This window comes from Halococcus dombrowskii, assembly GCF_022870485.1.
Lineage (GTDB): Archaea > Halobacteriota > Halobacteria > Halobacteriales > Halococcaceae > Halococcus > Halococcus morrhuae.
Genome location: NZ_CP095009.1, coordinates 129,293 through 151,696, shown reverse-complemented (window position 1 = coordinate 151,696; position 22,404 = coordinate 129,293). Strand labels below are relative to the sequence as shown.

The 22,404-nt window shown below is 57.3% G+C and carries 25 protein-coding genes; 10 read left to right on the top strand and 15 right to left on the bottom strand.

The genetic code is table 11. The features are described 5' to 3' along the window. Nucleotides 1–14: 14 nt before the first annotated feature. A complete protein-coding gene (locus MUK72_RS18860) occupies nt 15–911 on the top strand; it encodes a mechanosensitive ion channel family protein (RefSeq protein ID WP_244706918.1) in 897 nt (298 codons plus the stop codon). A gap of 141 nt (nt 912–1,052) precedes the next feature. On the opposite strand, the gene tbsP is transcribed toward MUK72_RS18860, so the two are convergent. The 3 genes from tbsP to MUK72_RS18845 form a co-directional block, all read right to left on the bottom strand. Next, a complete protein-coding gene (gene tbsP / locus MUK72_RS18855; RefSeq protein ID WP_244707189.1) occupies nt 1,053–1,886 on the bottom strand; it encodes a transcriptional regulator TbsP in 834 nt (277 codons plus the stop codon). Nucleotides 1,887–2,043: 157 nt separating this feature from the next. Then, entirely contained in the window at nt 2,044–2,853 is an 810-nt protein-coding gene (locus MUK72_RS18850) for an RPA family protein (protein ID WP_244707187.1), read from the bottom strand. Then, the gene (locus MUK72_RS18845) at nt 2,854–3,780 is read right to left on the bottom strand and encodes a replication factor A (protein WP_244707185.1); all 927 of its coding nucleotides are present in this window, start codon (nt 3,778–3,780) and stop codon (nt 2,854–2,856) included. It lies immediately after the preceding gene. A 218-nt stretch (nt 3,781–3,998) separates the two neighbouring features. On the opposite strand from MUK72_RS18845, the gene MUK72_RS18840 reads away from it, so the two are divergent. Next, complete coding sequence (locus MUK72_RS18840) at nt 3,999–4,373, top strand: DUF7475 family protein (RefSeq protein WP_049916011.1); 375 nt, start codon at nt 3,999–4,001, stop codon at nt 4,371–4,373. A gap of 68 nt (nt 4,374–4,441) precedes the next feature. Here MUK72_RS18840 and MUK72_RS18835 read toward each other — a convergent pair whose 3' ends face one another. From MUK72_RS18835 to MUK72_RS18815, 5 genes are all read right to left on the bottom strand, one after another. After that, nucleotides 4,442–5,458 (bottom strand): DUF7983 family protein, encoded by a 1,017-nt coding sequence (locus MUK72_RS18835; RefSeq protein ID WP_244707183.1) that lies wholly within the window; start codon nt 5,456–5,458, stop codon nt 4,442–4,444. Between the two features lie 458 nt (nt 5,459–5,916). Next, nucleotides 5,917–6,147: a hypothetical protein gene (locus MUK72_RS18830; RefSeq protein ID WP_244707181.1), complete on the bottom strand. Its 231-nt coding sequence runs from the start codon at nt 6,145–6,147 to the stop codon at nt 5,917–5,919. A gap of 48 nt (nt 6,148–6,195) precedes the next feature. After that, nucleotides 6,196–6,510 (bottom strand): non-histone chromosomal MC1 family protein, encoded by a 315-nt coding sequence (locus tag MUK72_RS18825; RefSeq protein WP_244707179.1) that lies wholly within the window; start codon nt 6,508–6,510, stop codon nt 6,196–6,198. 98 nt (nt 6,511–6,608) lie between these two features. Then, complete coding sequence (locus tag MUK72_RS18820) at nt 6,609–7,046, bottom strand: TRAM domain-containing protein (protein WP_244707178.1); 438 nt, start codon at nt 7,044–7,046, stop codon at nt 6,609–6,611. A 95-nt stretch (nt 7,047–7,141) separates the two neighbouring features. Beyond that, complete coding sequence (locus MUK72_RS18815) at nt 7,142–7,423, bottom strand: PadR family transcriptional regulator (protein ID WP_004051343.1); 282 nt, start codon at nt 7,421–7,423, stop codon at nt 7,142–7,144. 242 nt (nt 7,424–7,665) lie between these two features. On the opposite strand from MUK72_RS18815, the gene MUK72_RS20525 reads away from it, so the two are divergent. Next, nucleotides 7,666–7,821, top strand: a complete 156-nt coding sequence (locus tag MUK72_RS20525) for a DUF7563 family protein (RefSeq protein ID WP_425311116.1) — start codon at nt 7,666–7,668, stop codon at nt 7,819–7,821. A gap of 209 nt (nt 7,822–8,030) precedes the next feature. On the opposite strand, the gene MUK72_RS18810 is transcribed toward MUK72_RS20525, so the two are convergent. From MUK72_RS18810 to MUK72_RS18785, 6 genes are all read right to left on the bottom strand, one after another. Then, on the bottom strand, nt 8,031–9,101 hold the full coding sequence (locus MUK72_RS18810; protein ID WP_244707176.1) for a tetratricopeptide repeat protein: 1,071 nt from the start codon (nt 9,099–9,101) through the stop codon (nt 8,031–8,033). A 60-nt stretch (nt 9,102–9,161) separates the two neighbouring features. Beyond that, a complete protein-coding gene (locus MUK72_RS18805; RefSeq protein WP_004051331.1) occupies nt 9,162–9,947 on the bottom strand; it encodes a hypothetical protein in 786 nt (261 codons plus the stop codon). Nucleotides 9,948–9,963: 16 nt separating this feature from the next. Further along, entirely contained in the window at nt 9,964–11,763 is a 1,800-nt protein-coding gene (locus MUK72_RS18800; RefSeq protein ID WP_244707174.1) for an SWIM zinc finger family protein, read from the bottom strand. Between the two features lie 133 nt (nt 11,764–11,896). Then, nucleotides 11,897–13,249 carry a DUF790 family protein gene (locus MUK72_RS18795; RefSeq protein WP_244707172.1) on the bottom strand — a complete coding sequence of 451 codons (1,353 nt, stop codon included), beginning with the start codon at nt 13,247–13,249 and terminating at the stop codon, nt 11,897–11,899. Nucleotides 13,250–13,289: 40 nt separating this feature from the next. After that, on the bottom strand, nt 13,290–14,750 hold the full coding sequence (locus MUK72_RS18790) for a DEAD/DEAH box helicase family protein (RefSeq protein WP_244707170.1): 1,461 nt from the start codon (nt 14,748–14,750) through the stop codon (nt 13,290–13,292). A gap of 121 nt (nt 14,751–14,871) precedes the next feature. After that, nucleotides 14,872–15,141, bottom strand: a complete 270-nt coding sequence (locus tag MUK72_RS18785) for a calcium-binding protein (RefSeq protein WP_342346260.1) — start codon at nt 15,139–15,141, stop codon at nt 14,872–14,874. A gap of 144 nt (nt 15,142–15,285) precedes the next feature. Here MUK72_RS18785 and tnpC point away from each other — a divergent pair, with 144 nt between their 5' ends. Next, nucleotides 15,286–16,704, top strand: a complete 1,419-nt coding sequence (gene tnpC, locus MUK72_RS18780) for an IS66 family transposase (protein ID WP_244699194.1) — start codon at nt 15,286–15,288, stop codon at nt 16,702–16,704. A 255-nt stretch (nt 16,705–16,959) separates the two neighbouring features. Continuing rightward, a complete protein-coding gene (locus MUK72_RS18775) occupies nt 16,960–17,556 on the top strand; it encodes a hypothetical protein (RefSeq protein WP_244707168.1) in 597 nt (198 codons plus the stop codon). Between the two features lie 194 nt (nt 17,557–17,750). Here MUK72_RS18775 and MUK72_RS18770 read toward each other — a convergent pair whose 3' ends face one another. Further along, nucleotides 17,751–18,398, bottom strand: coding sequence for a hypothetical protein (locus MUK72_RS18770; protein ID WP_004051324.1), 648 nt, complete (start codon nt 18,396–18,398; stop codon nt 17,751–17,753). Nucleotides 18,399–18,602: 204 nt separating this feature from the next. Here MUK72_RS18770 and MUK72_RS18765 point away from each other — a divergent pair, with 204 nt between their 5' ends. The 5 genes from MUK72_RS18765 to MUK72_RS18745 all read left to right on the top strand — a co-directional run bounded on the left by MUK72_RS18765 (nt 18,603) and on the right by MUK72_RS18745 (nt 22,399). Further along, on the top strand, nt 18,603–19,427 hold the full coding sequence (locus MUK72_RS18765) for an IS5 family transposase (RefSeq protein WP_244699423.1): 825 nt from the start codon (nt 18,603–18,605) through the stop codon (nt 19,425–19,427). 289 nt (nt 19,428–19,716) lie between these two features. Continuing rightward, nucleotides 19,717–20,346, top strand: coding sequence for a DUF7437 domain-containing protein (locus MUK72_RS18760; RefSeq protein WP_152415492.1), 630 nt, complete (start codon nt 19,717–19,719; stop codon nt 20,344–20,346). After that, entirely contained in the window at nt 20,339–20,887 is a 549-nt protein-coding gene (locus tag MUK72_RS18755) for a PIN domain-containing protein (protein WP_244707166.1), read from the top strand. Before MUK72_RS18760 ends, MUK72_RS18755 begins: the two co-directional genes overlap by 8 nt. 295 nt (nt 20,888–21,182) lie before the next feature. Then, nucleotides 21,183–22,001, top strand: a complete 819-nt coding sequence (locus MUK72_RS18750) for a ParA family protein (RefSeq protein ID WP_244707164.1) — start codon at nt 21,183–21,185, stop codon at nt 21,999–22,001. Beyond that, a complete protein-coding gene (locus MUK72_RS18745) occupies nt 21,998–22,399 on the top strand; it encodes a DUF8160 family protein (protein ID WP_244707162.1) in 402 nt (133 codons plus the stop codon). The genes MUK72_RS18750 and MUK72_RS18745 overlap by 4 nt, the downstream gene beginning before the upstream one ends. Nucleotides 22,400–22,404 lie beyond the last annotated feature (5 nt).

The window sequence follows — 22,404 nt, the reverse complement described above, 5'->3', positions numbered from 1 at the left end:
AATACCTGCATACAATGATACCGATGCAACAAGGGTTTTCACTCAACCCACAATCCCTGCTCAACCAGTTCGGTCCCGCACTTGTCAGTGCGGCCGTGAAAATCGTCCTGTTCGTCGTCGCGTTCGTCATCATCTACTACGTCGGGAAAGCTGTCATCATCCGGGCGTTGAAAGCCGTGCTCGATACTCGTGGTGTCGACGAAACGCTTGCGGGGTTAGCGGTGAGTATCACGGTCGCTCTCATCGGCGTGCTTGCAATTGTGATTGCAGCGACGATCGCGGGCGCTGGTGTCGTACTTACGGCGTTTGCGACGCTTCTCGGTGCACTCTCGCTCGCTGTTGGGTTTGCTGCACAGGACCTCATCGCCAACTTCGTCGCGGGCATTTTCATCATCCAAGACGAACCATTCACAATCGGTGATTGGATCGAGTGGGATGACAATGAAGGCGTTGTCGAGGAGATCCAACTCCGTGTCACGAAGCTCAACACGTTCGATAACGAGGAAGTCACTGTTCCGAACAGCGACCTCGCTGACGCTGTCGTGACCAATCCGACAGGAAACAACGAACTCAGAGTGGCGATCGACTTCGGCATCGAGTACGACGATGATATCGAGGAGGCCAGAGCGGCTATCATCGAGGAAGCACGAAACCTCGACGGTACCCTCCCTGACCCCGCACCATCTGCGCCCGTGACGAGCCTCGGCGACTCCGCAGTCGTGCTCTCGGGGCGACTCTGGATCAACCCGAACAAGACCAGCTACAAACCAGTCGCTACTGAGTTCACCGAAGCGGTCAAGAAACGCTTCGACGCTGAGGGCATCGGCATGCCGTATCCCTACACCGAACTTACCGGCAGTGTCGATGTCGAAAACACCGACGGAACAGGAGTCACACCGGCGAACGACTAACCACAATCGTTTCAGTCGGTGGCTCGTGTCCTCTCGAAGAGTACCTCACTGTCCAGAATCCCTGCGTGACCCGCCTACGGTATCTAATATCCCTGTTCTCACCTCCTCTCTCCTCCGAATAGCTTCTCGAACGGTCTCTGATTAGGCCGGGGCCGCCGAGAGCAAGTCACGAGCCACGTTCGCCAGCTCTCCAGCCTCGGCTTCGCGGAGCCGCTCTTCGCCCAGCAGCAGACGCAGCCGTGGCCGTCCCACGTCGATCGGTACTTTCTCCGTCTCCAGGAGTCCCTGTTCTTCGAAGTGAGTTTTCGTCCGTGAGAACGTTGCCTTGCTTGCGACACCCACATCTTCACCCCACTTCGAAATATCGTAGAGCAACTGCTCGTGTTTGGCCGCTATCAACAGACTCAGCCCCACCTCGTCCAGTTCACCGCTATCGTCCATATCCTCGACCGATTCCAGCACCGTCCGAAAGTCCGACTCCATCGCCGAGTTGAACTCCTCACCAAGTGAGTCCAGCACTCGCGAGTACACCGGCGTTCGCAGATTGAACGCCTCGCCATCGTCCCAGACACCACTCCAGCGCTCGCGTACCGCTGCGACGAACTCCTCGTCATCGGTCACCAGCGCCGCACTATGCTCGTCATCCGGGATGAGCAACGAGACGACCGTCTCCTCCGTCACCAGCAGTGTCCTATCCAATCGCTCAGCAGCGGCTCGCAGTTCCAGCGTCTCCGCTTCGAGCAACTCCGCGGCTGTGCTCGCCAGCACGAAATCATCGCGCAGCCATTTCAGTACGCCTTCCCGAACGAGCAAGCGCACGCTCGGCGGCTCCTCGCTCTCGGCAAGTATCTTGACGAGTTCGCCTGTCGACTCTTCATCGAAACCCACTGCAATGACCTCACCACTCTCTTCAGTAAGGATCGTCCGAAGATTCTCAGCAACCGATGGTCCCACGTGCTCCGAGGTGATTGTCATAGAGTAGCCGTAGTTGTTGAAGTCATATCTATCTTTTGGTCATATTAATGATTGCCCATGTAAATGAATGCGTCAGAGACACACAGACGACTATTTCTGGACTACACTTGGAGACACCCCAGACGGTGTCGAGCCGCCGACGAAGCCTACTCCTCCTTCAGTCGTATTCGCCGAGTCCAGTATCCTCGGACGACTCCTCAACGTCTGAAGCATCGTCAGAACTGCTTTCCTCGCTCTCGGCGCTTTCGTCGGTTCCGACGCTCTCTTCGCTCTCAGGAGGAGTGTATTCGTCCTCTTCGATCGGGTCGGTATCGCTGGCGAGTGGGCCGCTCCCCGAAGCGTCCGATTCTGCCTCGCTTGTGGCCGCACTCGTAGAGCCATCGGTGGCATCGAGACTTTCCAGCGCTTCGATGGCCGCCTCTCGATAGGGAGCGAGCCGCTCACCGTACTCGTCGCGTGCCATCTGCGCGTAATCGTTGATCTCCGCGTCGAACGCTTGGAGGCGTTCGATGGTCTGATCGGCGGTCTCGACTACCCAGCGATCCCGGGTCGCTTCATCCACTTGGGTGATCGACTCCGGCCGCACGGCGACGTTCGTCTCGCCGTCGTCGGTCTCGTAGCTCCGGGGTTTTCCAACTACCGTCACATACGTTGGCGTCTCGATCTGCCGCAGCGCGCTCGCCGCCTCTGGCTGATACTGGCCCGCGTAGACGTAGAACGTCCCCGTCGGATCGACCACGCGCCCCTGCCAGTATTCCGAGTCCGATCCAACATCGTTCGTCTCGGTCAGCGTGCCCGCGAAAAACAGCCGGTTGACACGGTCACCCGTCGGGAGCAGCGTGTAGTTCGGTGCGAGTTCATCCTCGGACTCTTTGAACGTGTACGATGCGTCGTTGAACTCGCGGGCGAACAGTCGCTTGGCGACCTCCCGCCCCGTCGACTCGCCCGCGTCTGAGTTTGCGCTCATCTACAGCGACCTCGCTGTGATCAGCACTTCCTCTGAGTCCATGCGCGCACCAAGCTGTTCGAATTCGTCAGCCAACACGTATCGCCCGAGTTCAGGCCCGCTGATCCGGTAATACTGCCCGAGAACGTCGTCACTGATATCGTCGGCGACGACTGTCGTATCCAGCGCGTCCATCGCGCGCTCTTTCGCCTCTGCAAGTGTGATCCCTGTCAGTTCCTCGGTCATCTCTTGGTTGAAGATCACCTCATGGACCACGTTACCGTTGTCGAGGACACCTTTGATCCGAAGGTCGAACTCGCCGTCGACCTCGCCGTGTTCGGAACACCGCCCGTTCTGGAGCACGCGCGTGCAGTCCTCGTGGGGACAGCGCTTGATCAGGCCGCTTCCGCTCTGGATGTCCACTAGTGCACCCTCAACCTCCGTGGTGTTGTCACCGACTTCGATCTCCTCGTCGACTTCCTCGATGGTGGTGGTCCGGTTGAGTTTTACCGAGAATTGGCCCTGATACTCGTCGGTGACGACGTTGCCGAGCTGGTACACTGCGCCCTCTTCGAGCGTGGGCAGCTCGGATTTCGCCCACGAGGTGAACTTGATCCGGCCAGTCTCGTCACCCACGAGGCCGACCTGCGCGATCGAATCACTCCGTGGCTCCCACAGTTCAACCACTTTCGCGGTGATGTCGATCCATTCTTCGGCTGTGTTGATACTGCCGATCTCGCGCTGTTCGTTCGCGTCACCCACCGATTCCGGATCGGCGTCGGTCTCGTCGTAGTAGCTGCTGGTGACGCTGCGGCGCGCTTCGTCGATGGGCACCTGATACTCGTTAGCGAGCGTGTCGAGGCGTTCTTCGACCTCCTCGACGGTAATGTCCATCTGGTCGGCGAACTGCTCGTGGATCTCTTCGGCGTGTGAATGTACATCGGGCATGGTCTTTTCCTGCCTCCGCGTGTGTTCGATGGGAGACACGCTCAGTTGACGCTTCCCAACTAAAAAGACGCGGAAAGGACAGTGGAAGTGAACTCAGACCGAGACTCTTAGCCAGTAGTGAGTGCATCTCACCCTCAATGAAGGTGTGAAGTACCGAATAGAGTGAGGGAATCACTGACTATCAGTAGTTATTTGTGCGATTGATACGGTGAGAACATATGGCCAGCCAATCTACTGGGACAGCCAGTTCGCAGTCGCTGGTGAGCCTTCCAACGAATAGTATCGCCTACGTGGCGCTTCTCGGAGCGCTCGTCTCGGCAGTAATTCATCTGTACCTCGCGCCGAGCATACTGGCATTCAGCCAGACATCCGGGATTCTGTTCTATCTCAACGGCGTCGGGTGGCTCGCCGGAATTCTCGTCTTCGTCAGCCGATTCTGGCGGCGTGAATTCTACCTCGTTGCGGCCGCGTATGCGATCATAACCGTCATCGCGTTTTTCGTGATGAGTGGTGATCTGTCGGGACTGGCTCTCCCGTCCAAGGCAGCTGAGATCGTCGTGGCAGCCGTTTCGCTCTATCTCTATCCATCTTAGCCACTTGTCGAATGCTATAGCGATACACCACGCGTTCGCCGGTGGACCCGATCAGGCGAACAGACGCCTCAGCCGCTTTCGGCCTGCTCGCCGAACGTGCTGGCTGGCGAGAACTCGGTCAGCTCCTCGATCTCCTGTTCCAACCGCTCGACTTCCTGGCGCAGGACATCCGCTTCGGGATCGTCGCTGACCGCCAGCCGATCTTTGAGCCCCTGCAAGCGCGTTTCCTTACGCTCCTCGTCCACCTCGGCTTTGCGCACGTACTCGCTCTCGGAAACATCGTAGACGACCGATTCGGGAACGGAGACCACATCCAGTGCCTCCTCGACTTTCGAGCGGTCAACGCTGACGAGTTGCTCGCGATCGATACCGGTCTCGGCGAACGCATCAAGCACTTCCTCGGTATCCTTGAGCGAGCGGTTCCGGCGCGTCGTTCGCTGAACTGATCCGTACTGGCCGTGGAGTGGGCGGTCGTGACCGACACGCTCTAAGAGCATATCGGACACGTCCTGTCGCAGGTCGTTGGCGTTGCGCTGGACATCCGACAGCAACGTATAGAGATTCACCAGTACGGGCGTCTCGACGCTTTCGAGAGCGCTCATGTCTTCACGTTCAAGCGCGTCGATCAACAGCAGCATGTCCGAATACACATCGATCTCGGGCTCCTCGCGCTCGCTATCCTGTTCGTCGTCCGCGCCTGCACTCATCGATAGGTGTGGCGCATCGTCCAGCACTGCGCTCTCGTCGGCCTCATCGAGTTCGGTCAGCGTGTTCTCACGCTCATCGAGGACGTAGCGCGGGTGGAGTGCGAGCACCGCCGCATACGGTTCAGCTTTCGATGGGAGGCGGTCAAGTTCGAAACCATCGATAGACTCGCGTGTGTGCTCGGCGAGCGCTTCGAACTGCTCGCGTTGCAGCGGTTGTGAATCAGCCGAATCAACATCCTCGATGATGATTCGCTGATTCTTGACATCGGTAATCCGAAAGCGTCGCGATGCCAGCGGCGTGATCAATGTCGCCTCTTCGGGCAGTTGTTCACACCGCTCGATCAGCGTGCCCCACGTCGCGCCGAACGGTATCGCCATAGGCACCACTCAGAACGTCACTGGCTAAAGAACCAGGGACATCACCAGATTTCGAGTGAAAATCCCCGGCTCTCTGGCGCGGTTCACCTCTCACACCACGTCGCTGTGGGCGGGCACAGGACGGGCGGGACGAAGCAACTCCTCTCAGCTCATGAAGCTATGTCATAGGACGCGATCTCGGTTGACCCGCATCCCGGGCAGGAATCAGCCTCTGGCTCGACGTTCGCACCGCAGTGACGGCACTCAACGACCGACTCCTCTGTCGTCCGGGAAAGTATCCGTCTGAGCATCTGTATCATGAAAGGGAAGGAGCGTGTGACACGCTTGTTCGAGGTCCGGACCCGTTCCGTCCCTCGATATTCAGCTATCCACCGGACGATGATAGAAGCTGTCCAACCGGACTGAAAGTGAAATCCCGACAGAGACGACCTGCTGGCTGTGTCCCAGCGAGTTACCACTCACTCGTCGGTCGGTGTGATTCGGACGGTCTCATCGACGTAGTAGATATGGCCACGGCTTTCGAGTTCGGTCAGCGCTGCTTGGGCGTCGGCTTCTCCAAAGTGCTCGTCGGCCTGAATCACTTCGAGAGCCTCGTCTTTCGCAAGATCCTCGCCGGACCCACCGGCAGCTTCGGTCAGCAGCGCAAGCGTGTCTTCGGCGAACGGTGATATCCGTCGCCCTTCATCCATGCACGTTGTTTCAACTGGCTGTATATGAATCTGTATCAGGCCCTCGAACTACAGCTCGTCGAGGTGCTCGATGCCCTCTTTCGAGACGTTCGCTTGAGTGATCGTTTCGGGCATCCAGTCGGGCTTGTCCTCGGGTGCTTGTTCGCGCCACGCCCACCCTTCGTAGATGTGGAGTTTCTTCGTTCCTTTCTCCCGCAAGCGAAAGCTCTCTCGGCTCGCTTGGGCTTCGCTATCGGCTGGGTCGAGTCGCCGAGCGATTTTGAGTGCCGCCTGTCGTGGCGTCTGTCCGGTGAAAACGCTCGTTTCCTCGCCGCTCTCCTCGCGCAGTGTGAAATTTCGAGGGTCGTCTGACGTGCTGGCCATGAGTTGTTCCAAGCGAACACAGTACAGACACAGTGATAAATGTACCTGCGTCAGGTGGTTTCTCTCGACAAATACTGCCCGCTTCGGTTGAAAGAGAGTTACTGATCGTCAGATGTCTCGCCCTGATCTCGGCCTGATCGAACCTCTGCGAACGCGACGTTCTCGCGGACTTCTGTGACCTCAACGGTCACTTCGTCGCCGGGACGCGCTCCCGGAACGATCAGCACGTATCCACGATCGGTTTTCGCTATCCCATCACCCTGATCACCCAGCGACTCGATGGTCACCTCGCGGATCGCTCCCTGGGATACTGGTGGCTTCGAAGTCGCTGAGGCTGCCGAATTCGTCGACGGATCCTGCTGGTCGTCGCTTCCCGCAGGCGCTGCATCCTCGAGGATCACCACTCGATAGGTCTCGCCAGCCGTAATCGCTCCCACGTCGAGCTCCTCCTTTGGCACCTCAACCGTGTAGGAATCGCCCGTCTCGGTGACTGAATCGGTGAACAGACACGCCAGTCGGTCGGGGATCTCGACCATTAGACGTGCTCACCGCCGTCACTGATCAGTGATATTCCCGAGGAGTTGCTTCCGAAAGCGCACGGCCGAGGAACTGGAACACTACGCATGGGCTATCAGATCTCCGGTGAGACGTATTGGTCTTCCCACTCGCGGCGGGCCTCGATCTCTCGATGACCTCGTTGCGTCACCTGATAGTAGTTCGTCCGCCGGTCGAGCTGGCCCTTTTCGATCAACCCTTTCTCAACGAGCGTATCGAGATTCGGATAGAGCCGTCCGTGGTGGATTTGGCTCTCGTAATACTGTTCGAGTTCGTCTTTGAGCGCAAGACCATGCGGTTCGTCCTTGCTGGAAGCAACGTACAGCAGATCCCGCTGGAAGCCAGTCAGATCATACATATCTCATATCTCGAAGGTGGTTATTCTAGCAGTAAAATATACCGATAGACGGATAACGAATGAGTTATCCAGCACGATTCATTCTCCAAACCCGTCGAAAACTGCGTGAAGGAGGCATTGTACACGTGGAATCCAGAAACCACACACCTCACCACGCTCTCCCAGCGTCTCGAATGGTCGTCCGCAACGCAGATTTCGAATGTAGCGATAGAGTGAAGTTCCGAGGGTCAGCGGACTCTACTATGCCTGACTGTCTGAATTGTGGAGAATTCGTCACCGAGCAGTACGTGCGTGTGTTTGCTCCGACTGGGATGGACACGGTGCGCGTCTGCCCGAACTGTCCCGGCATGGTTCGAGAAGGAAACGATGTTCGCGAGGCGAAAGCATCTCGACAGTAACCGCTGGCTGGGTAGTTCAGCAGAGATCTGTTGATGAACTCTGCAGCGACAATTCATGTTCTACGACTCTGACAAGGTGATTTATATATGAGGAACAGAGGCTACGGACATTCTATTAACAATCCAGTACTTGCTGACAGAGGAGGACGGGTTGAGTTTCTTACAACAGGCCGAATTGGAGACTTCGCAGCCTCCAACCCGAGAATCAACTATGTTTGATCAGGTAGGCAGCATTCGATGTCGTCGAGTCGATCAGACACTATCGAGGGCCGCTCAAGAGGCTTTTCGACCTCCAACGCCTGTTGATATAGCTCTGCGGCGCGTTTCATCTCGCTATCCGTTGGATCGCGAGAATCGGTGAGCCAGTAGCTATCCGCGAGTTTCTTGTACGCCCAAGGGTCGTCGGGATAGTCACGAACGAGCGCCTCAAGTTCGTTCCTGCTCTCGGTGAGTCTTCCCAGCTCTGTCAGCGAATCGGCAACGAAATGGCGGAAGTCCAACAGCAGCTCGTCGGGTGCGTCCGGAAACTGGTCACAGACCTCCCGACAGAATTCGAGTCGTCGCTCATGATAGGCCGGATCGTCTGCTGCCAGAGTAGCGAGGTCGTTATCGACCGACCGCAAGAACGCTTCGAGCGAGAGCACGTTCGGAAGGTGATCGTCAGCCGCCTCGATCATCGTGATTTCATCCGGTGTCACGGCGATAATGATCTCCCACACACTCAGCCATCGCTGGCAGGCCTCGACATCGTGTCCTTTCTCACTGAGTTCCCGACCTTCCTGTAGAAGGTCGTAGATCCGTTCGCGATTCGGGATACCGGGTACCCACCGTTTCCAGAGAACTTCCGCAGCCATCCAAATGAAATCCCGATCATACCCTGACACGTCAACGTCGTGGTCGTCCTCCCATTGGTCAGCGAGTGTCATCGCGGAGTCAATCTCGGCCGCGCGGTCACGGAACGATTCCTCGGTCGTCTCGATACCGTGCTCGGCAAGCTCATCCACGATTTCCACCGTCGAGAGCGCCTGTACGTCATGTAACTCCCATCGCTCATCCGAGTGACGGTCAACTGCCGAGCCAGTGCGTACTACCTCGTCGATGTCCTGCTGATCAAGAGAGTCATCGTCGTTGCTCCCTTCGAGGTTGTGTTCATCGACGTACTGGTCGACCCGCTTGGTGTCGATCCGACCGAGCTCATCGTACTCGTGGTCTTCATAGAGATGCTCGCGAATCTCGGATTCATCCGCGAAAGATTGCTCACAGTACGGACAGTCGGCCATTGAGTGCGCGTTCGAGGAGTACGGTGAAAAAAGCGGGGCAACTGGCCGCGTGTGGCATCGCTAGGGTCGTTTCTGGTCGATGATGGCGGCTGTCGCAGTCGCTGCAATCGGCTCACGCTCGTCGAGAAGCCTCTCAATCTCGTCTGGGTCGTACACGTCCTTGACGATGCAGTAGTAGTGTGAGGGCGTCCCGAAATCGTAGACCATACTGAGCCTGTCTCCGTCCCAGAGCGTCGCACGGTCGGCGACATCGGCGATCGTCATCTCGCTTGCTTTCATGTATGAGGGGTCATCGATCTCAGTGAATTGCTGATCGGGGATGACGTTGAGTGTCGAGTCCATATACTCATCTTCGAGACCGTACATCCGAAGATGGAAGTCATCGAGTGTCGTGAACCGACAAATGAGCGTGTCGAGTTCAGCCATGGTCGTCTCCGGCCGGACGACGATGTCGTACCATTCCTTGCGAGCACGGCCCTTCTGTTTCCACCGAAGTCGGTACCCGACCGTCCCGACTCGCTTGTCTCTGTCATCGCTCACGAACTGTTCTTCTCTCTCGATCTCCGTGAGTACATCTGTCCAGCAATACGAACACACCTCGTCCGGCGCATCGCCATCGAAGGCTGGCTTGTCGAGACCTTTCCAGTCGGCGTAGTCCGGAAGTTCGATGTACTCGCTTGCAGGCGAGCGCGTGCTCCGATCACACAGCTTCTCGCCCGGCAAGTCCCGTCGCGGTGAGTACGGCGTCCTGTCCACTGGCTCTGCTTCCAAGTCGACGATGTGATCGACAGTCCCTACACGGCTGACTTCGATGACGAATCGGTCCGTGATGTCTGTATCAGTCATGGTCTTCGTTGTGTTCTCACCCGTCGAATTCCTCAAGCAATTCCTCCAGCATCGGGCGCAACTTGTACTTTTGATAGTGATCGTCCCGCATCGTTTCGACATAGTCACGCCACTCGTCGAGTTCGCCAGCCGCCTGGGCTGCCTGTCCTGCTCGTCTGAGCCAGCGCACAGCCGTCTTGTAACTGTCATGCTGGCCGGCTTCGATTATCGGTTCGGCCTGAGATTTGCAAGTGCTGATCGCCCACTGAGGGTGTTCCTTGACGACAGCCTCGACGACCGGTTCGATTACACTGGTTTGACTGGTGCTATCCGCGAGTTCGATGGCTTCCTCGTACTGTTCTTCATGGAGAAACACCTCCGCAGATCGCGCAGCAGTGTTACCACGCGGATTCTGTGTACGGAGGAATTCGAGAAGGTCGGGCTGAACGTTCTCCCAACCGTCGTCAGCGATTTCTTCGACTGCCTGGTAGGAGCGTAGCGATGGACTCGCCTTGAACGCAGTGACGGCTGCTTCCAGCGCGAGGTCGCTATCGCCAGTACTGGCTGCACGGTCGCGCAGCCACTCTGCAAGCCTGTCTTTCCGGAAACCCTCAAGTGTCAGGCCGTGTTGGGCCACCCGCAAGGCTGCCTGTGTTTGGTCGTGCGCACGCAGCGTTTTGGCCAGCTCAAGCATTGAATCCGGTGTCGACAACCGCTCGGTGGCGTGGTCAACAGCTTCTTCGATATGTCCTTGCTGTACGAGCATCTCCGCGTACGCTTGGGTCTGCTCTGTCGCCTCAGCGAGGTTGAGATACTCCTCGATGCGATCCTCTCGTTCGAGAATCGTGAGGCGGACAGTGACGATATCTTCAGCATACCAGGATGGCTCATCCTCCCAGAACTCACCCTTGGCGAGATCACCCTCCATCGCCTGCAGGACACGTTCATCATCCCAGCCTTCTACCGCCGCGTCCGCCGCAGCCATAAACGTGGATTCACCCATGAAATGGATGAATTGGTCATCCCATTCAGCGAGACGGTCTTTCCAGTCCTTTCGTTCACGCTTCGTCAACTCAGCCGTCAGAATAGCTTCGGTGAACGTCTCGTTGAGATCACCGATAACCTCGTACACGCTAGGAATATCATGGGGAAGGAGACCGGCCCACCTGTTGTCGGCGAGTTCATCGGTGACCGCTGCGAGAACGTCGAGCGCAGTTTTGCCGTCTTCGGCATCGAGAGCCATCCGTGCCTGCTCGATCAATCCGTCCAGTTCCTCGGCCATGCGTTCTGCCTCAGCATAGGCATCGTTGTGCCCTCTCTGCCCCGGTTTTGGCAGCGCATGATTTGCCTGCCGGCGAATCGAGTCCAGACTCACCGACACCGATGAGTCGGTGTCTGTATCGTCGCCAGGAGTGGTGAGACGAGTTTCGACCCAGTCAGCCATTTCCGGACGACTGTCGGCGAGTTCAATGAGTAGATCCTGAAGCGTTTCCGGATTCGCGTCAGCGATCAGTTCCGAGAGCGGTTGCCGGTTGCTTATCCGCTCAGAATTACGGATGTACGTCAACAGTACAGCAACGCGATGCTTGCAGATTCCGCCGTGGTCGTACGGACAGGAGCAGTCGGTCTGAGCGATGCCAGCGTCGTCGAATTCGATGGTCACCGTATAGGGCTGATACTGGCTCCCTTCGACATCAGCTCGGACTGTCTCCCCGCGCCGAATCACGTCGCTGACTGCTTCTCGTTCGTAGTATGACTGCCCGCGTTCGTATGATTTAGCTCTGGCCAGGTCCCTCACAGTCGCTTCCGTCAGGGTGGGCCTCTGCCCGTCACTCATGCTCTTGTGGGACTGCTACGACAGGCCCGGTATTATGCTCTGTGTCGTTCCATGACAGCAGACGCCATCAGTCTCAGTTGTTCTGTTGGCCAAAATCATCACTGAAACCGTCCTCACCACTACTCTCGGGCAATCAGGAACCAGCAGAGGGTGCTTGGGTTGCATATCTCTCAGCGAGATCGACGACATCGTAGACATGGATACCGGTCTTGAACCAGAGCACTCGGGCGGCTTCGATATCGATGTCCTCACTCGTGCAGTCGAGGTTTTCGGAGACCGCCAAGACCAGATTCTCCACATCGGCCTGCCGAATCTTGGCGAGTTTTTCTTCGAGATACTCAGGCGTCCAGAAGCCCATGATTTCCAGAATCGTTCGGCGGCCATCCGGATGTTCCATCGCGAAATCCGGTAGCAGGACCTCGGCACCCAGATCGATCACGTCGTCCTCGCGGACCAGGTTCCACTCCGTATTCGATCGACTCCACTTGTCGGCGAGCGTGCGTTCGAGATCGCTGTCGTACCGGCTCCCACCGCTGTAGTGTGTTTGGAATCCAGTCGTTTGGTCCAGTGTGAGCTCGCGTGTTTCGTTGGCTGACTCGTCGACGAGAATGTCCGCCGTGAGTTCCCACCGCTTGCAGTGGGGCAACGCCGGCAGGAAATTCGCCATCCGGATGCCGTACTTGCGCGATTGCCGGAACAATGAGGCCGGACCATCCAAGATCGCTTCGTATCCCTCCGCGAGGTCCGTGCTCGACACGCGCTCGCCGTGTTCGTCGATCGGATAGATCCGGTGCATCAACCCGAACAGCTTCACGTAGCTGAACACCGTCGCAAACTGATCCCAGACCCGAATCCGCAGTTCGGTCGCATCGTAGAGCACTGCCTGCGCGAGCGCGAGGTTATACCGATTCAATAGCCACTCGTCAGTGAGTGCCTTGCCTGTGTACGACTCCTCGCTTTGGCCAGTCAGTTGGGTCGTGGTGGTCGTTCCATCAGTGTCCAGTTCGACCGACTCGGCGACTTGATCGCCGAAGCGCACGAGCCGATTGTTCGCATCGAGATCCGCGTACATTCCCTGATGGCACTCCGCGAGTGAGATGCCGAGCTCATCAGCAACCGCCGTGTAGACATCGAGTTTGCGGGTATCCGCTTCGAGCGTCGGCTGGCGAACGATCGGATAGGAGTCGTTCGCACGCTCGAACAGTCGTTGGCGGATCTCGTGCGGCTCGGCGGCCGCTACCGTCTCGAAGTCGCACTCGTCACGCAGCAGTTTCGCCAGCCCTTGGATGATCTTGTAATCGGTATCCGCCACCGTCAGCTGGTCGATCGCGGTGTCAAGGTCGGCTTTCGGCTCGCCCACGTGCGTCTCGAACAGTTCGATCAGCTCGCCCGCCGTCTTTCGATAGCGTGCATCGTCGGGATCAATGAACAGCGGCGTCACTTCACCGTCGGATGTCCGCGAGCGCGCGAGGTCTGCCGTCAGCATGGCCCCTGTCTCACTGTGGTGCTCACGATTGTGGTCACGGTCATGCTCCCGCCTCAACGCCTTCGCGGCGGCGCTGGGAGACGTAGTTCTCCATCGTATCCGTGGCAATGATCTCGTAGAGGCGCGCCGGTTGTCGTTCGTCCGTGGGGCGCAGGATCCGCCCGAGACGCTGGGCGTACTGGCGTTTTGATGCACTCCCTGAGAGGATGATCCCGACGTTGGCGGCGGGCACGTCGATCCCTTCGTCAAGCACCTGCGACGTCGCCAAGATCGAATATTCGCCGGTGCGGAACCGTTCGAGTATCTCCGTGCGTTCGTCGGTCTTGGTCTGGTGGGTGATACACGGGACGATGAACTCTTGGGAGATCTCGTAGGCGAAGTCGTTGTTCGCGGTGAAGATGATCGTGCGGTCGTCGTGATGGCGCTTGAGCAGGGTGTCGAGCGTATCAAGTTTCTTCACCGCTGTGCGTGCAAGCTCCTCGGCGCGTTGCTTGGCGATCAGCGCTCGACGGCCGTCAGAATCGTAGGAAGTGTGCGCAAGGAATTCCTGATAGCCCTCGGCTTTCCAGAGATCGAAGTCGTGCGTATCGACGTATTCGCGATAGATACCGTACTCCTCGTCGTACTGGGAGCGTTCGTCGTCGGTCAACTCGACCTGCATGTGGATGGTTTCGTATTCGCTAAGATACTCGCCGGCGAGCTCGTCAACCTCCTCTTCGTAGACAACCGGCCCGATGAGACCGGTGTCTTCGAGGAGTTCGTGAGCATCGTCGGCGCGCTCGTAGGTGGCGGTGAGCCCGAGACGATACGGCGCGATGGTCATCTCGGGGATCTGTCTATAGGTTGGGGCTGGCAGGTGGTGGATTTCGTCCGCGATCAGCAGGCCGAACTGGTCGCCGTACTCGTCGATGTACCGGTACGCACTATCATAGGTTGTCACCGTGATCGGCCTGATCTCGTGGGTGCCGCCACCGAGCACGCCGACCGCCTGTTCAGGCCCATCTCCTCTCCGCTGGGGTAGTTGGTCGCCGAAGGCGTTGGTGAGGGTGGCGTGCCACTGGTTCATCAAATCGATCGTCGGCGCGACTACGAGCGTGGCGACACCAGCGTCGGAGATCGCCTGAATACCGAGAAACGTCTTCCCGCTCCCGGTCGGCAGCACGACGCTGCCACGACGGTCATGAGTGCGCCATGCGTCGAGTGCTGCCTGCTGGTACTCGCGTGGCTCGATCTGAAGCGCCGGATCGAGTGCAAGCTGTGGATAGGCTCGGGCGGTATCCTCGACCGCAACAGTGGCCGATTGGATGGTCTCTTGGTTGTTTGACGCCTCTGCAGTGGTGCTAGAGGTCTCACCGTCCCATGCGTCGGCCCATTCAAGCAGGGGGCGGTACCGATACGCGTGCGCGCGGTAGTCCTCGACCCGGTCATCCCACTCCGCGTACGGAACATCCTCACTGACTCCCCGCAGCAGGAGCGTACCCCCGTCGAACTCGATCCGCATCTGGTAGAGGTCAGAACCGCGACCCGAATAAGCCATACTGATTGGAGGGGGTGGATAATTTCGAGCCATCTACTTGTGCTTCTGCGGGAACAGAGTGATTCCATTGGGTACCAGGCGACTATCAGCGCTCAAGCCAGTAGTGCCAGTCTGCGATCGCTTGTTCGGTGGTACTGCTGGTATCGACCGGTTCCAGTTGCTTGAGTGGCACACCAAGTTCCCTATTCTTCCACTCTATGATTACGAATTGCTGGCGGAGCGTCGGCTCTGTCGTTGGCATTCCGACCACGCGTACCGTTTCGCCTTCCTTGAGGGGTGATTCTTCGCGCTCGGTGAGACAGCTCGCTTCGAACGGAAAGTCCAGCGTATCGTTCAGATAGGCGTGCCAGCCCATTGCCTGCTCGTAGGTGTTTAGCGGAACAGTCGAGTCGAAACCGTAGCTCTCAGGGAAGAGCAGGACGAACAGCCGCTAATCGTGCTTTCCGGGCCTGACGGATCGCCGGGTCGTTCGACCCCGGCGATCCGTTCTGTGGGTCGAATGATCCTTCCCCAACGAGATCTCGCTCTTCTCGCTGAGAACGCGTTTCTTCGCCAGCAAAACGCCGAGCAGAACGAACGAATCGAAGAGCTCGAAAACCGCCTCAAGAAGTACGAAAACGCCCACACACCGTCCAGCAAGCAGGGCGGTGCTGGACAACAGCCACAGGACGACGATTCCGAGCAAAACGACGAGAACGACGAAGCTGGCGGCGACGCAGACGCCGCCAGCGACTCCTCGTCCGGACCCGGACGCAACTCCGGTCACGACGGAACGACCCGGCCACCACCCGAACCGGACAGGACCGTCCGGGTCGGGGAGGCGTACTGTCCCGATTGCGACTGCGTTCTCACCGATCCCGATGAGTACGTCTCCCGCGTCATCGTCGATATTCCGCTTCCCATCCCGACCGAAGTCACGAAATACGAGCTCGGAAAGCAGGAGTGCTCCTGTGGCAACGAAGTTGTCGCCGAACATCCTGATTGCCCGGAGACCGGGCGGTTTGGGCCACGCTTGCTGGCCCAAACCGCTCTCCTCCGCTATCACGGCCGGCTTCCGCACCGGAAGCAGGCCGAACTGTTCGACTGGCAGCTCGACCATCCGGTTTCACCGGCAACGATCTACAACATGACCGAGCGGGTCGCAGACCGGCTGCGACCCGCGTACGAGGACGTTCGAGCCAGCGTCCGTGACAGCGACGTCATCTACTGCGATGAAACTGGCTTTCCGGTCGACGGCGACCAGCACTGGGTCTGGACGTTCGTGACCGACGAGGACGTCTTCTATACGATCGACGAGAGCCGCGGAAGTCAGGTACTGGAGGACGTCCTCGGCGACGAACTCGCCGAGGACGCCACTTTGAGCTGTGACGGCTGGTCGGCGTATCCGAGCTATCACGGCAAACTCCAGCGGTGCTGGGCGCACCTTCTACGAGAGGCGAAGTACGTAGCTGAACGGCACGAGGAAGCAGAGCCGATCTCGGAGGTACTACACGACCTCCACGAGGATTTGACCGCGTTCGACGAAGAGGACCCGCCCGCCTCCGTCCGCGAGCGGAGGCGGGCACAGGCCTCGCTGTGTCTGGAGGAGTTAATCAGAGCGGGCTACGAGACCGAGGAAGTGACGCAACTAGTCGAGAAGATCAGGAACGGGCTGGGAAGTTGGCTGACGTTCGTCACGGAACCGGACGTTGATTCGACGAATAATCGCGCAGAGCGCGCTCTACGCGAGCAGGTAGTGATGCGGAAGATGTTCGGCGGACTCCGGTCGGAAACCGGAGTCCGCATCCACGAAACGCTCTCGACGATGGTAGCGACGTGGGAACGACAGGGACTCGATCCGCCGGATCAACTGATGTCGATACTCGGAGGAGAGGAACCAGAATCACGTGCAGAGGCATCTACGAACGGACTGCGCTAAACACATACGCCTGCTCTTCCGGACTGTAGGTATCGACGATGATCTCCATCTCAATACGTTCGTCCCGTTCTTCGTCTTTGTCGGATCGTGTCACGATCTACTAGTACTCACCCCGGATGGAAGATAGTCAGGATGAACGAACCAACCTACCGACCCACACAAAGGTGCTCAATCGCAGCCGTAGAAGTACGACCATCAATCATCCCAGTACAGCCATCCCAAGGAGTTACGCGGCTGTAATCAAAATACCCACGTATGAAGCGCACACCCGCCGCATTCTCCGAGGCACTCTGGTCCGGCGATGCCGAACAAGTGAACCGCGCACTCGATGAAGTCCACGAGATGGAACTCGAAGAACAGGCGGAGTTGTTCGATGAAGGGTTCGAGATCTGCCAAGAGCTATATGCGGACGGTGATGGCTACCAACGCCAGTCCGCGATCCGCTTTGCAGCCGAGCTGTATCCTCGACTGGCGTTCCGAACAGTTGGCTCGGAATTCACCGATGACGCACTACCGGGCGACCACACCACCGACGAAACAGCCTCTCATCGCCACCAACTGCGCGAGCTGTACCTTGATGCACTTACCGACGGTGACGGCCGCGTGCGCCGTGCCGCGGCCAAATCCATCAAAGACCTCGCGCTCACCGCCGAAATCATCGAAAACGAAGACGAACTCCAGCAACTCGTCGAAGAACTGGAATCACTCGAAGCCAGCCACACGGATCCCGAGCAAAAACATATCCAGCAGGCGTACGAAAACGTGACCTTCCACACCAACAAGCCGTTTTCCGTCCTCTCGAACGCAAGGGACGAAATTTTCGGGGGGAGTTCCCCACCGCGTGGGTCCTGATTCCGAGTTTTGGATCTGCCAACCAACACCAGGAACGGTCGATTCAACCATAGATGGCTGCTAAGGGCTCTGCTGGGATTCACAGCCTCGCAACGTACTCTGACCTCCATTCGGTATTCAGCGCTTTCGTGCCATCGTCTTTCCCACCGGTGGTGAGCAACCCGACGTGAGTCGGCTTGGGCCTTAAACCACCCTCAAACGCCACCGCAGGTGCCGCCAGCCGCACCAGCACCCGCCGCCCCTGCTCCAGCACAACTCGCTGCACCCGCACTCGTCCCAGCTGCCATCGCAGCTCCGTTGGTCACGATCGCCGCGTTCGCCGTACTGCTGTAGTTTTTCGATTCGCCCCACGCAACCGGCGCGATTTCATCATCGATATCATCAGCGTCGAGCATCGCGTCTCGCAGCGCGCCGGTATTGAAGCTGGCATCCGAAACGAACGTATCGGCGAGATCGGGCGTGACGGCGACGCGACGGCACTCCTCGGCTTCGAACAATTCGTCGCCGTCGAACGTGAACTGGATGTCGTAGTGACGCACGAATACGCCCTCAAGCGCTGGTTGGAGCGCGTTGAGACCCTCACCGACCAACTCCCAGACGAGATCGTAATCTGGTTCCTCGACGTCCTCACCGAGCGAGAACCGCGCGATCGGCACCACGATCGGCTCACCATCGGGCCCTTCGTTGACGACCGCAATACCCGTTACCGCACACGCGTCAATTCCGTATTCCGCTGTGTCGATGCGACCATTCAGCGTGTCATCCGCTTCGTGCTGTCGCTCTTCGAGATCAACCTGTTCGTCCGGTGTGTCCTCTCCCAGTAGACGTTCGAGTAGTGACATAGCAGTCAAGAATACTACCACCCACCCACTTCGGTGTTTCCGATATCTTGAGCACGTCGAACAGAAGGTGATTTCACATCCAATGGTTCAGCTATCGCTGCACCCCATCCTGCAGGCGATGGATGAAATAATGCTCTGTTGATCGCCGGTTCCGTCCGGCGATTCTACCGCTGAGTTCAGGGGAATTGGACGCCTTCTTGCGGTATGGAACGTTTGCGACAACGCGCGAAGAAATATCGAGAACTTGCCAAAGAACACGTGGAGGATCCAGACGCGCCTGCCGTCGCCGACGAAGACGGCGACGGCGAGCACGCTGAGTGGAACAAAATCGCGTTACTGCTTCTGCGCGAAGACATCGGAAAGCCGCTCCGTCATCTCGAAGATTATCTCAACGAGATGCCCGGGATTCTCGACGTGTTCGGGTTGGAGAAGTCGCCGGATCACACGTCGTTTTGCAACTGGGAGAAAGAGATCTCGATGCGAACACTGCGCAGCCTGCTCCGCAGAACGGCGGAGCAGGCTGGCTTCTCGGGAACTGGTGCGATCGATGCCAGCGGCTTCCAGCGTGGTCAGGCAAGCCATCATTACCGCAAGCGGGCGGATTACTCGTTTCAGGCGATGAAAACCACGGTTCTGGTTGACACGGAGTCGTTGGTGATCAGGGACGTCCATTTCACGACGAAGAAGGCCTACGACGGACATATCGGGTTGCAAGTCTTCCGGCGGAACGCCGGAGACCTGCGGGAACTCCTCGCGGATAAGATGTACTCGTGGAAAGAGCTTCGAGAGAAGTGCCGGAAAGAAGCCACGCGTCCGGTCATCAAGCACTGTGAGCAATCCCCGTTGCAGAAGGCTCACAACGCCCGGATCGACGATGACCTCTACAACCAGCGGTCAATGAGCGAAACCGTCTTTTCGATGCTGAAGGCAGATGATGGCGAGAATCTCCACACAAGGACGTGGCACGGGCAATTTCGAGAGCTGACTCGGAAGTGCATAATCCATAACCTCTCGCGGGCGGTCGGCTAACGCCGCCGCCCGCTCTTTCTCTGTCAGATGGTCTGAGAGGCATCACCAGCGATACGCCGATCCATCCGCCGGTCCTTATCAAATCTGTCAATTCTAACCCAACCGCAAATCTATGTTTCTGCATCGTGTGTCACGTTGAATCGTCGGTTAGAGCCGCTAAGAGTTGTATTCAGCTACCCCACCCCTTCGCTGTCTGTCGATCAACAGAGCATGAAATAACGAAAAGTTGGTTTGTACTGAGGTTTGAGCCACCGCAACAGTTTAGTCTATAGTTCGCGTACTATGCACTATGTCGAACGCCTCAATCCCAACTCATCCACCAAACGTGGGGGACACAGCTCACCGATTTTTCGCCGTCCAAGAATTGCTGGCAACACCCGAACTCGCATGCTTCTACACCGATCTCTTAGTCAACTCCCCAACAACAGTCACCGCTGCCCGTGACCGCCAAGGATTCTCGAAAAGCACCGCCTACAAGTACGCTAACACATTGGCTGAACTGGGCGTCGCCACGGAGCTCGATACACACGAAGATGGGTCAGCACTCTGGCGTGCTGACCCTGTGAGCGGCAACTGGACAGACGAAACGACGATCAACCTCAGCCCGGTCATCATCGCCGTCTATGGAGCGACCAGTGCAAACGATGATATCGAACTATTCATCGACCGTCACGGGAAGGCCGCACTCGCCCCCGCAGTCACGGCAACAATCGACTACCTTCAAGGCGAGACAACGCGACGGGGCGTCGCGGACGTCCTCGATGTTCCTGCTGTGGAGGCGATTGCGGTCACGCAAGCCATCGAGCAGATCATCGCTGTGGTGAAAGATGCTGATCCGATGCTCGATGATGTCTCGTTTGATGTAGATACCCATCAACGAGCACTCGAACAGGCTCCGTACCAGCGCGCCGATGAGTGAGGACCACCCGTCACCGTTCCCGCCGGCTCTCGTTCTCGATACAAGTTTCCTGCGGACGATCGGTGGTACGGACAGTTCTGCGTATCAAACGTTCATCAGCTACGTTCAAACGGAGGAGCGAGAGCTGTATCTGACCAGTGGCGTCGTAGAAGAACTCGAGGAGCAGCGCGGATACATCAGCATCGACTGGGTGGACCGATCAGACACGACAGAGTGGATTACGCTCCTTAGCGATCTCCAGCCGGGGGTTCGTATTCACGACGGGCCACGAGCGGGTGAAGTCATGGATCAGGCACAGGAACGCCTAGCGGAATTCGAGCAGACACCCCCTGACGAATTGCGGAAGACTGATGCGGAACTGCCAGCCATGGCCGTAATGCTGCTTGGTTCATCGGCTCATGACGCCGTTGGAATCTTGATGGATGATCGGAACGCTGAGCGAGCTATCGATGGAGTGGTCAAAAATACGTACTACGAAGGACGAATACGCGTCCTGAATATTTGGACGGCCATTGAACACATGGAATCACAGCGGCGATGACAGCATTGACCCCTTGAAGATCGCTTCACCACTCCCCAGTGCACATTCTGAACGAAGGGGATCGTACACCACCTACTGTAGCCGCCGGAAAGTAGAAACGAACAAAACGAACAGAATGAACAGAACGAAAGAAACGAATGCGTTTCGGTCAGTGAGTGTAACGAACAGCAGGCTTTAACTTCGCCGTGATTCTCTCATTGAGCGAAACGCTCGCACCGAACGCACTGAGATAAACGAACAGAACGAAAGAAACGAAGAAAACGAACTGGCAGCAGCTTAGATAAGAACAATAGACATGACCGATACACAGACCACCCGAATCACTGTAGCGAATCAAAAAGGAGGCGCAGGGAAAACGACGGATGTCATCCACACAGGCGGCGCACTATCCGCGCGCGGCTATGATGTACTTCTTGTTGATATCGATTATCACGGGGGGCTCACGTGCTCACTCAGCTATAGCGATCTGTACTACGACACCGACCGGACGACGCTATTCGACGTTCTTGACTTTGATCAGATGGCGTCGGTCAACGATATCATCATTCAACACGAGGAGTTCGACATACTCCCCGCCAGTGAGCAACTTGCAAACAATAAGAACATCCAAACATTGCTTGAAGCTCCAAAAAGCCGAGAGCGATTGGGAAAGACTCTCGACAAACTCGATAACGACTACGACTACATCATCGTAGACACGCCACCGTCTCTCAACGTTCTTACTGATAATGCTCTCGTGGCGAGTGGGAATGTGGTTATTCCGGTGATCCCTGAGCAACTAAACGCCAATAGCCTCCGGATTTTCGCAAAGCAGCTGGGATCGCTCGAACCAGCCTACGGTGATATCAATCGTCTCGCTCTCATCTGCAACCGTGTTGAACAGAATTCCGAACATCGGAACACTATCGAGGAGATAGAATCAGCATACTCGCTTCCGCTATTTGAGATTCCGAAGCGGACAGACCTCTCGCAATCAATTGGAGAAGGGGTGTCGATTTTCGGCTTTGACAAGGAGAACAAACGTGTTGAAGACGCTCGCGGCCTGTTCAACGAGATCGCCGATCTGTTTGACGAGACATTCGAGAAAACACCCTCCAAGGAGGTAGAAGTGTGAGTGATGATTGGGGAGATGCCTCGGGTATCGAAGGAAACTATGAGGATGATGATGACGACGAGGAAAAATCGAATGAAATGAACGAAACAACTGAAACGAGTTCATCTACCGAAATCCAAGAAATGAGTTCACCGAACAGAACGAGTAAAACGAGCGAAACGAAGACAAACATCAAGGAGGAATGGAACGGTCGGACGATCTATATCCCAGACGGGATCCTTGATGAACTTGAGGATACGTATTTAGAATCTCAATTGAAACTCCGAAAAGCCGGCCAAGATGAATTCAAGAAGAACCGGCATTTCTACCCCCTCGTTGTACAGTTCGGTCTGGAAGCTCTCTCAGACGCCGATGATGACGAAATCCAAGCCCGTCTCGCCGAGATCAGTGATGAATGACTCTC